The 12489-nt window shown below is 64.6% G+C and carries 12 protein-coding genes and 1 tRNA gene; 7 read left to right on the top strand and 6 right to left on the bottom strand.

Annotation, left to right across the window (positions count from 1 at the left end; translation table 11 throughout):
* The first annotated feature begins 117 nt into the window (after positions 1–117).
* From C1711_RS05160 to C1711_RS07745, 7 genes are all read left to right on the top strand, one after another.
* A complete protein-coding gene (locus C1711_RS05160) occupies positions 118–987 on the top strand; it encodes an HAD family hydrolase (protein WP_159060060.1) in 870 nt (289 codons plus the stop codon).
* A gap of 141 nt (positions 988–1128) precedes the next feature.
* A tRNA-Met gene (locus C1711_RS05155) sits at positions 1129–1205 on the top strand.
* 1127 nt (positions 1206–2332) lie between these two features.
* Positions 2333–2671: a single-stranded DNA-binding protein gene (locus tag C1711_RS05150; protein ID WP_102338083.1), complete on the top strand. Its 339-nt coding sequence runs from the start codon at positions 2333–2335 to the stop codon at positions 2669–2671.
* A gap of 126 nt (positions 2672–2797) precedes the next feature.
* A complete protein-coding gene (locus tag C1711_RS05145; protein ID WP_234346265.1) occupies positions 2798–3139 on the top strand; it encodes a DUF4313 domain-containing protein in 342 nt (113 codons plus the stop codon).
* 5 nt (positions 3140–3144) lie between these two features.
* Complete coding sequence (locus C1711_RS05140) at positions 3145–3513, top strand: hypothetical protein (RefSeq protein ID WP_102338081.1); 369 nt, start codon at positions 3145–3147, stop codon at positions 3511–3513.
* 2 nt (positions 3514–3515) lie between these two features.
* Positions 3516–3848 (top strand): hypothetical protein, encoded by a 333-nt coding sequence (locus tag C1711_RS05135; protein ID WP_234346263.1) that lies wholly within the window; start codon positions 3516–3518, stop codon positions 3846–3848.
* Between the two features lie 60 nt (positions 3849–3908).
* Positions 3909–4076 carry a hypothetical protein gene (locus C1711_RS07745; protein ID WP_159060059.1) on the top strand — a complete coding sequence of 56 codons (168 nt, stop codon included), beginning with the start codon at positions 3909–3911 and terminating at the stop codon, positions 4074–4076.
* Between the two features lie 47 nt (positions 4077–4123).
* Here C1711_RS07745 and C1711_RS05130 read toward each other — a convergent pair whose 3' ends face one another.
* The 6 genes from C1711_RS05130 to C1711_RS05100 all read right to left on the bottom strand — a co-directional run bounded on the left by C1711_RS05130 (position 4124) and on the right by C1711_RS05100 (position 10461).
* Positions 4124–5353 carry a hypothetical protein gene (locus C1711_RS05130; RefSeq protein WP_102338080.1) on the bottom strand — a complete coding sequence of 410 codons (1230 nt, stop codon included), beginning with the start codon at positions 5351–5353 and terminating at the stop codon, positions 4124–4126.
* Positions 5353–6300, bottom strand: a complete 948-nt coding sequence (locus tag C1711_RS05125; protein WP_199824846.1) for a BsuBI/PstI family type II restriction endonuclease — start codon at positions 6298–6300, stop codon at positions 5353–5355. Before C1711_RS05125 ends, C1711_RS05130 begins: the two co-directional genes overlap by 1 nt.
* Positions 6279–7679, bottom strand: a complete 1401-nt coding sequence (locus tag C1711_RS05120; protein WP_102338079.1) for a methyltransferase — start codon at positions 7677–7679, stop codon at positions 6279–6281. The genes C1711_RS05125 and C1711_RS05120 overlap by 22 nt, the downstream gene beginning before the upstream one ends.
* Positions 7680–7878: 199 nt before the next feature.
* Positions 7879–8823, bottom strand: a complete 945-nt coding sequence (locus tag C1711_RS05115; RefSeq protein WP_102338078.1) for a hypothetical protein — start codon at positions 8821–8823, stop codon at positions 7879–7881.
* A gap of 704 nt (positions 8824–9527) precedes the next feature.
* Positions 9528–10001 (bottom strand): hypothetical protein, encoded by a 474-nt coding sequence (locus C1711_RS05105; RefSeq protein WP_102338076.1) that lies wholly within the window; start codon positions 9999–10001, stop codon positions 9528–9530.
* 124 nt (positions 10002–10125) lie between these two features.
* Positions 10126–10461, bottom strand: coding sequence for a hypothetical protein (locus tag C1711_RS05100; protein WP_102338075.1), 336 nt, complete (start codon positions 10459–10461; stop codon positions 10126–10128).
* Positions 10462–12489: the final 2028 nt, after the last annotated feature.

Here is a 12489-nt window from a genome sequence, read left to right as displayed (position 1 = left end):
TTTCGTGCGTCGGAGAGCGTCCATATAATGCGGCCATCTTTTCGTGCGTCCGAGTATGCGTGTCAGAGAGCGCCCATATATAATGGTGCCCGCAACGCCGCTCGAAAGGAATCGCATATGAGTGAAGCTTCCGTTACGCCCGCGCAACCCCAAATTGCCAACACGCATGAGGATCCTGCCTCTACGGTGCTGTTTTTCGATGTTGACGGCACGATTGTGGGCCATGGGAATGTTGACGGAGAGCCGGACGATTTCATTGGCAGGAAACCCACACCTGCAATTTACGAGGCGTTTGAGCGTTTGCACAACAATGGCTATAAGTCGTTCATCTGTACAGGTCGCCCGTTGTGCTTGATTCCAGACAGCTTGCGCGCGCTGCCCGTGACGGGCTATGTTACGGGCGCAGGCGCGGTCGTCACGATTGACGGCAAGATCGTGCTTGAGGAAACCATTCCTGCCGACTTGCTTGAGCAAACGGTTCGCGTTTTGGAAAAGACGGACGGAATCGCGATGTTCGAGGGCTCGAAGCAGTGCGTGGTGCTGTCGCCGAACAACGAGCCATACAAGGGTTTTGAACAAGTCCCTCATGTGAGGAACTTCGAGGGGGTCTGCGAGGTTGCTCCCGACCTTGGGTTCAACAAGTTTGGCCTCGACGAGGCTTCCATGGGTCGCATTGGGGACGCGCGGAATTACCTGGAAGAGCATTTTAACGTGTTTAATCTGGGGTTAGGTTTGTACGATCTGACCATGAAGGGTTTTGACAAGGGCGTGGGCGTAAGGCGCGCGATCGATTTGTTGGGTGATTCGTCTGCACGTACGTTTGCTTTTGGCGATTCCGAAAACGATCTGGCCATGCTGCAAGCGGTGGATGTGCCCGTGGCTATGGGGAATGCGCTGGATTCCGTTAAGGCGATCGCCGCTTACGTGACCGATTCTGTTGAAGATGACGGAGTTGTGACCGCATTGGAGCATTTTGGCCTGATTTAATCGGGTTTGCGGTTTTCTTGCAGACGCCGCCCCCCAACGCGCAATCTTGCGCTTAAGTTGTGGAGAGCGGGCGATTGCGTCTTGCAATAAAAGACTTGCGTGCGTAATATATCTCCTTGCGCACGCGGTGCGCCCAGACATTGCGGGGTGGAGCAGTCTGGTAGCTCGCCGGGCTCATAACCCGGAGGTCGTAGGTTCAAATCCTGCCCCCGCGACCATGAAATAGCAGCTAGGTACCATTATTTCGGTACCTAGCTTTTTTCATTTCAATAGAGTCGGATGTACATTAGGATGTACGTATACAACTTCGGCGGCCGCCGGGCACGCCCCCCGACGACCGCCGATCGAATCAGTCGCTGAGAGCATTGTATCACGCGGCAGGAGCCCCTCGCGACGCAACGCCGAGGCCCCGCGCCCATTGGAGTCGAGGCACGACGCGGCGGCGCGTAAGGGCGCCTTTCCTTTCCTCGCGGTCGCCGAGGTGCTGCGTGCCTCGAGCCGGCGGCGACTGACGCAGTGGAAGGCGTCAGCCAACAGACCCCTCGGAAACGGGGTCGTCGAACCGTTGTCGGAGACGTCCCAGGGAAACGGGTTTTCGGAACCGGGAGGCCGACCGTCTCAGAAAAACGAGCTGAGACGCTATTTGAGACGGTTTTTGAGACAATGTTTCCGCAGGTAAAAGGTCATTTCTATATTATTTACTAGGTGTCTCACAAATATGGGGGCTTAATTACGTGTGCATATGGAAACGCGCTCTCGCAATCGTGATCCACAGCATCGACCGCTCACGCCTCCGCCGCGTCTTTTACTCACGCATGCGTCTCTCACGCACATATAAGAAAACAAAAAAAGCGCCCCGAAAATTGAGACGCTCCCGTTTTTGGTCGTTTCCGCAGGTAACACCCATCTCGAATGCGTCTCAAAAAGCGTNCGGCCGCGTTGCCCGGAGACGCGCAGCCGCGACCGCAACGGCAGTCGCCGCATCGACGCCCACGGAAAAGACACCCCGCCCTCACGCGCTGCGGCTCGTCTCCTCTGCGCCATCTATCGACCTCGGCGACGCGGCACATCCTCCTCGCGTAGCCCAGCAACGGGTTGAGCGGGCCCGTGTACCACCTCTTCGGGCCCTGGCAAGCGCCTTAGGAAACACCGCGACCAAGCGGACACCACATGAGAACAACCGCGGCAAAACAGCCACATTCTGTCTCCCGTCGTCCTCCATGAATAACGCTTAATCCCAGGCATACCGCCACCAAAGATTTGGGGGTCGCGTCAAGCCGCGCCTCCCACGGAAGCCCCTCCGAAGCGGGCGAGATGCCCGAGCAGCGACAGGAAGGGGATTCCGATGTCAGCCATCAACAGCGTTGCCCTCTCCGGCAACCTCGTCGACGACGCGGTGCTGCGCTCGACGAGGAGCGGGACGGCGGTGCTCAACTTCACCGTGGCCGTCACGGAGCGCGTCAAGGGCGCCGACGGCGCGTTCGAGGACCGCCCGAGCTACATCGACTGCGCGGTCTTCGGGAGGCGCGCCGACGCGCTCGCCCGCTACCTCGCGAAGGGGTCGCTCGCCATGGTCCAGGGCCATCTCCGGCAGCTTACCTACAACGACCGCCAGGGACAGCGCCGCAGCAAGGTAGAGGTCATGGTGGACGAGATTGAGTGGCGCCAGCCGCGCAGCACGTAAGCCATGAGGCCAACGGCCCGCGCCCCCATAAGGGGTCGCGGGCCGTCTTCGCTTTCTGGCAGAGCCGCGCGCCCGCGCGGCTCACGGATGGCCTCTCGACAACAAACGGAGAGAGAGGAGCCAGCCATGCTCACGTTCACCACGATCCGGATCCACATCCCGGGCGCCCCCGCGCTCACGCCCGCGCTCGGCCGCTACGAGGCCAACGGCCGCCCTGCGGTCCTGCTCTACGAGCTCGAGCCCGAGGACGAGTTCGACGACGGCCTGTGGTGCGACCTCACGGTCAACCTGCCCGAGCAGGCGCTCCCGGGCGACGACTGGGCGTTCGTGCCGTGCGACAACCTGAGGTACCTGCGCGAGCTCGAGCGCCGGGGCCTCGCCGAGGTGGGCGGTGCCGTGCGCTACGGCAACTTCGGCCAGCTCGCGGTCATGGCGCGCCTCGCGCCCGCGCTCATCGCGAGGGGGTGACGGGGATGCTGGTCAGCGACGTCGTCGCCGCCCTCGGGGCCCGCCGCGACCGGTCGGCCTGGGACCGGGGCGTCACGCGATACGCACTCGACATGCTGGAAGAGCTCGAGGTCACCGAGCTCACCGCGCGGACCGTCGAGAGGACCCTGCTCGACGGCGCGCCCACGTGGCACGACTACTCGTGGGGCGGGTGCGCGCTGATATACGACGCCGACATCGCCGAGCGCCTGTGCTGCCCGAGCGAGCTCAGGCGCACGAGAGGCGGCGAGCGCCGGCCGAACGCGGCCGAGGAGTGGCTGGACACGCAGGCGCGGGCCTGCTTCCAGGCGTGCATGCGCATCAAGAGAATCGTCTCACGAGGTCAGGAGGGATGACGATGGGCAACGCAATCGGATCCGAGGCCATGAGCCGGATCCTCGACGTGACCGACGAGCTCAGGGCGTGCGTCCGGGACACGTTCACCCCATGCGAGGGGATCTACCGCATCAACGACTTCGGCGAGTACGTCTCCGAGGAGGACTGGCTCAACGTTTGGGCCGACCACCCGGCGTGGTGGCCCCACGCGTGGATGTTGGCGGACAATGGCCAGTTCACCGCCGACCAGGTCAGCCGGCTCACCGTGGACGAGATCGAAGCCCTGTTCAACAGCGCCGCCTTCGAGCCTGAATACGCCTATTTCACTGAGGCCGACGGCGACGGCATGGTGTAGCGCGGGAAAAGTCCCGCTCAGGCGGGCGAGAGGCGCCCGCCTGAGTGAAGGGAGAGCCCCATGTCCATGTCGACACCCGAGATGATCGAGACGCTGGACGGCGTCCGCGAGCTGCTGCGCCGCAGCACCGAAGGAGACCAGCCGCTCGACCCGCCGGTCGCCTACGTCATGATCGCGGCAGTCAGTGCCGTGAAGGCCGAGCTCGACGATCGCTGGAAGCGCGAGTGACACGACGAAGCCCCTGCTCAGACGTGTCTGAGCAGGGGCTTCCTATTTTATGAACTCGCTTCGGACTTCGCGTCGTCCTCAACTGGCCCTTCCTTTGACGTTTCGTCGTCTGCGTCGCTCTTGTCTATAGCAAATGCCCCGACACCGCCAAGGGATGAGAATGCGGAAGTATCGACATTCGACAACACGCTCGCCTGCAACGCAGGCCAATCAACGGAAACGGCGGGTCGAGCGAGCTCGGCAAGAGAACCCTCGCTAATCAGCTTTTGCAGTTGGCTTTGCTGTCCGATAGCCTCAAGCGCTGATGTGAGCCCAGGCGTCTGAACTGCGCCGATCGTGTCTGAGATTGACCGCACGGAATCCATCAGCGCCTGATTTGCGCCGATAGCCTCCTGCACGCCGGCCATCTGCGTTGCGAGGGAAGCAAGTCCGCTGGCGTCGATTTTGCTCGAAAGGCCTTGCGTTACGTTGGCGATTGCCGCAAAGCGCTCGAGGCTGCCACCAAGGTTCTGGAACATCGACTCATAGTTCTCCCTGATGAGCTTTGCGGCGTTCACAGCGCGCTCCGCATGCCGCTTCGGGTAGCTCACGTCGGAAAGAACCCGCTCAGCATACGCATTGAGCTCGTCAATTGATTCGCGCAGTGCCTTGCGGGCTCGATCGTACTGCCCCGCAGAAATGAGGCGTTGGTGCATCACCCTGTTGCGAATATCGTATAAAACCCAGTAGTTCTCGAAAACCGACGCGAGAGATCCGTCGGTAAAGAGGTTGGCCCAGACGGTGTTCTCGTCAGCACGCGCTATAAGCTCATTGAGCTCGTCTTTTGTGAAAGGTTTCTTGACTACGCCCTTGATCTTATCTTGGAACGACCGGTCATAGAACAGCTGCTCGCCCAGCTCTCTGAGGGTAAGCCGCTCGAGACTCAATACGAAGCCGTCATCGAAGTTGTCTTGCTCGGCGCAGGTCGCGAGGGTGATCGCACGCCTCAGCTCCCGCTCATACTCCGCGAAATGCGGGTACAAGGTGACGGCGAACTTAAGCGAGGCGTCATCCACAAGGAGGCGCGTGTTCGTGTCGTCATGCAACTTACGCCTGAGCCCGGCCAGCGTTCTCGCACCCGCGATGGCGAAGCCTTCCACGCTGAACGACAGGACATACAGCTTGCCGTCGTCCGCATCGTACGTGCCGACGTCGCTGCGCGTCACCTTGACGGGCAGCTCCTCCTTGAGGAATCGGTCCTTGACCTCGTCGTTCTTAATGAGGTATGTAATCCGCATCAGTACGGCCCCATGAACTTCTCGCCGTCGAGGTGAATCATGTGGTCGGGCGTATCAGCACACCACGCCTCGGTCTCCCAAGCAAGGTCGCCGAGGTAGCCTTGCATGACCTTCCTGTTTGGGAAGCACGACACGTAGACCAAGTCATGCCCGCAGTCACCGAACAGGTCGATGAGCTCATGCTTCCTTGTGACATCCACGGGCCCGTGCGTCGAGCAGGCCTCCATAAGGTAGAGCCAGCCCTTGTCCTCGCGCCATACGATGAGATCGGGCTCCTTGCCACGTTCAGGCAACGTAACGCCGATGCGCTGGAGCGTCGCCTCGTCGATGGTCTCGTTTACCTTGCTCGTGTCACCGACGTAGAGCACCCGCCCACCGGGCGCAAAGCGCGGGCAGAACTCCTCGACCATGGCCTTTATCAGCACGTTCTGACCACCTGCCGAGAGTCTGACCTCGGTGCCGCCCGGAAGTGCGACCGGTACCTTTGCCATCTCACGACGCTCAGAGGCATACTCGACCCACGTGGTCATCCCGTCGAGGCAGAGGTCAAGCTGGGCAGGGTACCACGGCGTCCCGCAGCGTCGCACGAGGTCAAGCGCATCCGACGTAAGCCGATAGTTCCACTTCGGTGAGTTCGTTGGCCTTGTTGGATCGTCGGCGTTCTCTTCGACGATGCCGACCTGCACGAACTGATGCAGCGTGAACCGGCGCACCGTCTCGCGAGTGTTCGGCTTGTACTCGACGCCGAACGCCTCGGCGATCCAATCCATGATCGCCCGCGTGCCGTACATCTCGTTGGTGGCGTCGCCCCAGTCATCGCCGGGCCTGAGCCTCGCGAGCGCGAGGAACACCATCGCCGAGCGATCGTTGCTGCGCTCGTCGTCCATGCCGAGGTCGCGCAGCAGCTCGCGCGCACCCTCGACGCTTACGGAAGGACCGATAGACACAGCCCGTCCACCTCCTCCTGACTAAGCCCGAGCGACCAGCGACCTCCCAGCTCGACGAGCTGGTCCGCACTGGGCACGGGCATCGCGTTCAGGTCGCTCGCGTTGACCTGCGTGCTTCCGGAGCGTGCCCGGAACCACGCGTCGACCTCGGTTGACGAGAGCCACAGCGCGAGCCCACGCGCGAGCGCGGGGTCGAGCGGAGCCGTCCGCCTCGGCGTGCCCGCGTGCACGTAGTTCAGGTGGTTCTCGAGCGCCTGTGGCTCGTCGAGGTCGAGCACGTGCGCCTTCACGCGACGCGTCTCCTCCTTCGACGAGAAGCGCTTCACGACGACGTAGCTGCCGGCCGGGATGAGCTGCTTGGCGAACTTCTCGCTAGAGCAGTCGATCCACTGCGGCTTGTATCCATCAACGGGGTGCTCGAACCCCTCGGCTGTGAAGTTCCGCGCGTAGATGAGCCGGTTGAGCCCCGGCTCGAACTCGCGCCTCAGCACCTCGCGCGAGCGGAAGTCCACGACCTTGCCCGTGCTCGCGCAGAGCCCGGACGCCTTGAGCGTCGCCATGCCGTCGAGCGGGCCGCGCTCAGCAGGTGTCATACGGACCGTAAGATCGCCCTCCACGTCCACGAGCTCGTCGAACGCGTACTCGTGGACGACGGGCTCGCCGTCCTTGACCTGCGACTCCGACACGCGCACGGTCGGCGACTGCGGCCTTTTAGAGAACCGTACGAGCATTGTCTCCTGCAGCACGTTCGTATCTGCAAAGATCTCCGTGCGCGAGCCGTAGACGTGCATCGCGTCAAGCGAGCACTTCGAGAGCGCCCACGCCCTGAACTGCTGGAAATACTGCCCGTTCGTCCACGAGCGGGGCACGATGGCGACGCACTCGCCGCCGGGGGCGAGCGCCCACAGGGCGACCATCATGAACGCCGAGTACAGGTTCGGCGAGCGCGCCGGGAGCCCGGCCTGCCTCACGTCGCCGGCGGCCATCTTTCTGTACGGCGGGTTGAGGATCACGCGGTCGTACCCCGGCTCGATGGGCGCCATCAGCGCATCGCCGACGACGACGCGGTGCCTGACCTCGAGCCTCGCGAGCTCGTCGTCGCAGATTGCCGCGAGCTCGGGGTCGAGCTCGATGCAGTCGACGCCCATCCGGCCGCCGTAGCGCTCGGCAAGCGCCACCGAGAGGATGCCCGTGCCCGCCCCGAGGTCGAGGCAGCGCAGCATCCGGTCGCTCTCGACATCGGAGAACATCGAAGCCGCGAGCTTCGCGGTCTGGTACGGCGTGAGGTACTGGGAATAATCGGAACGCGTCGCCTCCGCCGTGGTCGCCACCACGTTCGAGCGCGTTCTCTCCGCTGTCATGAGGGCACTTGGCGCCATCGGCTCACCTCGACAAGTCTTTCATCGGTTTCGTCTTATCGAGCAGTCTAGCAAGCCGCCCGGACAGAAATACGAATCGCGAGCGATTACGCTCGTGCAACACTCATTTTACGTGCTGCGAGCGATATGAAAAAGCCCCGCAGCCGCCGGTGCGAACACCAGCAAGCTGCGGGGCCTTGCCGAGCCCTCCGTCAAACCGCTACAGCCAACCACCGTTCGCTGCGCCCTTGTCGACCCTGGCGCCATATGACGCGGCCGCGGCGGCGCCCCAGTCATCGAGCGAGTCGAACAGCGCCGTCTCGCATGCCTGGCCTCGCCACTCGATGGAGAACGACGCGCCCGTCATGACGGACATCTCCTCGGTCGGGCTCTGGTCCGTGGGCGTCGGCGCGGTCGCGCGACACCACCCGTTGCCGGCGTCGAGCTCGATCGTCGTGCCCGGATAGACCCAGATCTCCGAGTCGAACCCGTCAATCAAGCGCACCGACTCGTCGAAGTCGTCACTCGCATTCGACAGGGTGTCGACATCGCGCAGGTCGAAGCGGTAACGGCCGAGCGCGGGCTCGTCGGTCCCGGCGCGCGTGAATCGCACGTCAACGATGACGGCGACCGGCAGGCTCCAAGTATCGTCCGTGCCGTTGGTCACGTTCGACTTGCACCACAGCCCCTGGTTCCACTCGCCGGGGTACGAGAACATGACGATGGTCCGCGTGTCCGACGCGCCACTGCCGACGTAACCGAGGGTGCGCGCGCCCGTGACGGTGATGTAGAGGTCGAGCGGGGCACCGTCGACGTCGAGCGAGATGCCGTCCCAGCGAGCCTCGAACGTCCCCGACCACGAGCGATCGGCACCGGGATCGTACGGCACGGTGACGGCCATCGATCCCCGCTGCCACTGGTCGGTCTCCTCGAGGCGGAAGTCCCCGGTCGCCATCGTGCAGTCCGCCGTCTGGAGCATGACGTCGCACCTGTTGAGGTGGATGCCGCTGTGCTCGACGTCGTCGAGCGAGTCGACCTCGACGAAGCGGTAGGGCGCGCCCGCCGCCATCGCAGGAGTCACGCCACCGAACCCCGTCATGAGACCGAGCCCCGCGAGCACGCCTGCGACGCCCAACCCGGCTTTCACGAGGTCACGCCGATCCACGACGAGCCCCCCACCTGCTGCTTTGCCATGTGAATCACTCCCTTGTCTCTCGTAAACGCGCGTTTGCGCTCGTAAAACGTTTCTGACCTACCTCACGGCCCGCTGACGGGCCGTTTTCCTCGNCGCCGTCGGCGCGGTCGGCCGCCTGAGCGGCCTCGAACTCCTCGTCGTCGAACGGGTCGTCGCACACGCCGCACGTCTCGCGGCTGCCGACGCCCACAACGAACTCGTAGACGGGCTCCTGCTGCGCGCTCGCGACGACCTCGGAGTAGTAGTCGAGCGACTTGTGCCGCTCGACGCGCTTCTGCGATGCGTTGTACGCGAGGACGTCGTCGCGGAACTCCGCGTTGATCGCCTCGCGGTAGTCGCCGACGTCATGGATGATGACGTTGCGGCCGCCGAGCGACCGGTCGGCATTCTTCGGAACGTACTCGCGCCTGTCGTGGCGCTCAGCGACGTCCCCCGAGGAGACGTGCGCGCTCGCCTTGCTCAGTGCCTGCGCCATGTCGGCGCACCCCCTTTCGTTCAGACCATGCGGCGCGAACCTGCGCGCCGCGTGCTNATGAGCTCGACCTCCGCGTCGGCCTCGGCGACCCTGCCGCTCAGCTCGCCCACGCGCTCGGGCGTCGCCGCCTCGAGCATCTGCGCGAGCTTCGCGCCCGCCGCGCCGTCGATCCTGATCTCACTCATCGTTCCGTCACTCCCTACTCGTTCGTTTCGTTCGCGGGCTCGCCGTCGCGCTTCCCGGCCTCGAGGGAACCGAAGCCCTCGAGCGCGCGGAACTCGCCGTCGCACATCGTCCCGACGACCAGATGCTCGTCGCACGTCTCGTTCTCACGGCGGATGAGGTGCAGCGCGGCTTCGAGCCCGCTGCCGCACCCGTCCTCGTCCGCGACGAAGCGCGCCAAGAGCTCGCACGCCGCGTGGTAGACCGCCTCGACCTCGAGCACCTCCGGGTCGAGCGGGTCGCCGCTGTACCCGTTGAAACCGGTTGCGGCGACCGCCGCGTGGAACCGCTCGTCGTTCACGCGCTCGCACAGCTCGCAGAACTCCTCGTAGCCCATCGCGTCGGGCGGTATGGGCTCGTCCTCGATGCTGCGACGGTGCAGCTCCACGAGCTTCATCGCCGCCGCGTCCGGTGACGCGGTCCACGGGCCCTCGTGCATCTCATCGCTCATCGTTCGATCACTTCCTTGAGGTCGTTTCGTTCTCGCTCACCGCCCGCCGACGGGGCCTAGGCTCGCGGCCCGGCCCCGCAGCGGGCGTATCGACACGCAGGCGCATGCCTGCGGGGTCGTTGCCTCACTCGACCGCGATGCCAGCCTCATCGCAGAATCGTTTGGCGAACCGTTGCACCAGCGGCTCAGAGAGCAAGGGGCGAGGCTCGCGTCGGCAATCGGGAACGTCACAACCGTTTCCCAGCCACTCGATGCATGTCTCGCACGGCTCCTCGACGTACTCTTCGCGCACGAACTCCTCGACCTGCTTGAGGGTCGGGTCCTGCCCGTGCCGTTTCCGATGGAGCCTGATGTCGTCACGCACATGCCGGGCATCAAGCTGATGATCAAAAAGCTCGTCGATGGTGTAATCCGCTTGGCCTGTAAAATTGCCGTACTCGTCGTAAACCCACCCGCTCACGATTAACTCCTCTCGTTCGTGATCTCGTCCAATCAATGCACAGCCGTCGCCTCACTCGATCAGCGGCAGACGCTCGCCGTCGACCTCGACCGTGCGCGTGACGCGCACCGGCCTGCCATAGGCGGCCCACTCGTCCTCACAGATCACCTCGCGGCAGACCGTCGCCCCCCTCAGGCCCGCCGTCGTAGACGACNCGTTGCCCGCCGCGATCTCGGCGCGGCCCGAGACGACGAGATAGGCCACGTCGAGGCAGGGCACGGTCGCGGGGGCGGTGAGCGCAAGCTCGGGCGAGCGCTCGACCAGGTAGACCACCCTGACGCCAGCCCCGGCGGAGGCTCCGAACGGGGCGATCAGCGCGAGCTCGGGGTGCTCGCCCACGGCCCTGATCTCGGCCTCGGTGAGCTGCTCGCGCAGGGCCACGGCGCTCGGGCAGCCGGCGGCGCGCCAGTCGTCGAAGCCGAGTGCGCGCAGGGGGCCGAACCCGAGGTCCTTGGCGCCGAGGGCGGCGAGGCCGGCGACGAGCGGCACATAGACGCGCTCGTAGACGGCCCGCTCGCGCGCGTCGTCGGCGTCGGCGGACCCGCCTGCCTCCTCGTCGACCAGCGCGACGCCCGAGTTCGGATCGGGCATGGTCCCGCTCTCCTGCCACTGCTCCCAGGCGTCCTCGCGGATGATCCAGCCGCGCAGGCGGTCGCGGCCGCCCACGGCGGTCTCGACGGCGTCGGCCCAGTTCGCGAGGGCTGCCGGGCGGTAGTCGCGAGCGACCTCGTGGCCGTTCTGGTCGTAGCGGATCTGGGGCTCGCACAGGCTGTGCACGGCCGCCGCGTTGACCTCGGGCGAGAAGCGGCCGCGCCAACGGAACTGGTCGGAGACGTAGACGAGCCCGAGGGGCTTGAGCACGCGCGGCAGCTCCTTCTTGACGCGCTGGATGGACGCGATGCGCGTGTTGGACATGTTCTGGGCGACCCATCGTTGGATGAACTGGTAGGCGAAGTCGACCGGGACCCAGCTGCCGTGCAAAAGCGACAGCGCGCCCTTGACCTGCTGGGAGAGGGTGTCGGACTCCATGACCGACTCCTCGAGGGCGTGGTCCATGATCTCGTTTGGGTAGAAGTGGTCGAAGGTCGGGTAGCGGTGGATGGCCTGGTCGAAGTACCACGTGCAGATCGCCGGGTCGGTCTTGGCGAGGACCATGAGATCCGGGATCTTCTTCTCGTCGGGGATCTTGTGGTTGTACGGCAGGCGCTTCTGGCGGCGGGTCAGGTCCGCGTCGTAGCTCGGGAACTGGACCTCGTTGTTCGAGTTCGCGATCGTGAACGTCGCGACGGCGTCGGAGTTGATCGAGCTGTCCCACTTGCGGTTCAGAACGACCGACTCGCCGCCGGTGAGCGCCTTTATGCGCTCGTAGTCCTTGTCCTGGACGCGCGGGTTGGCCCCCATGTCGGCCTTCCAGTTCAGGCGGGTGCCGACGAGCGTGAGCAGCTTGTTGTCGTCACCGAACTCGGTGACGCCGACGTTGCCGACGAGGCGCCTGCGGTCCCAGGGGTGGTCGACTCCGACGAGCATCGTCGTGGTCCACTCGCGGTCGAAGGTCTTGCCCGCGCCGCCGACGCCCACGTTCAGGAAGAACGCCTGCATCCTCTCGATGTTCCCCGAGCGGATCGCGGCGCTCGTGCGCTGGAGCTGGGCGTCCAGGAAGAGGTCGGGGTGCTCGGGGCACATCGTCTTCGCCTGGTCCTCGGGATGCCACGACACGATCTCGCCGGCGACGTTGAGGAGCTTCCTGCGCGGGCAGGGGATGGGCTTGCAGTCCATCCAGCCCTCGTCGTCAGGCTCGGAGGTGGCGATGTAGCGCACGCCGGGGACTACCTGGCAGCGAACGAAGTCCTGCGGCGTCGCAGCGCGCATCTGGTAGGCGTGCGGCCCGACTGAGGTGATGACGTTGGCGCCCTCGTTGATCACCCAGGCGTTGACGTCGATCTCGTGGCGGTCGAGCGCGTCGCGCGTGGAGAGCCAAGGCACGAGGTG

Source organism: Collinsella provencensis, assembly GCF_900199705.1.
GTDB classification, from domain to species: Bacteria; Actinomycetota; Coriobacteriia; order Coriobacteriales; family Coriobacteriaceae; genus Collinsella; species Collinsella provencensis.
Note: the sequence above shows the minus strand (reverse complement) of the source record. Positions and strands in the feature narration are given on the sequence as shown.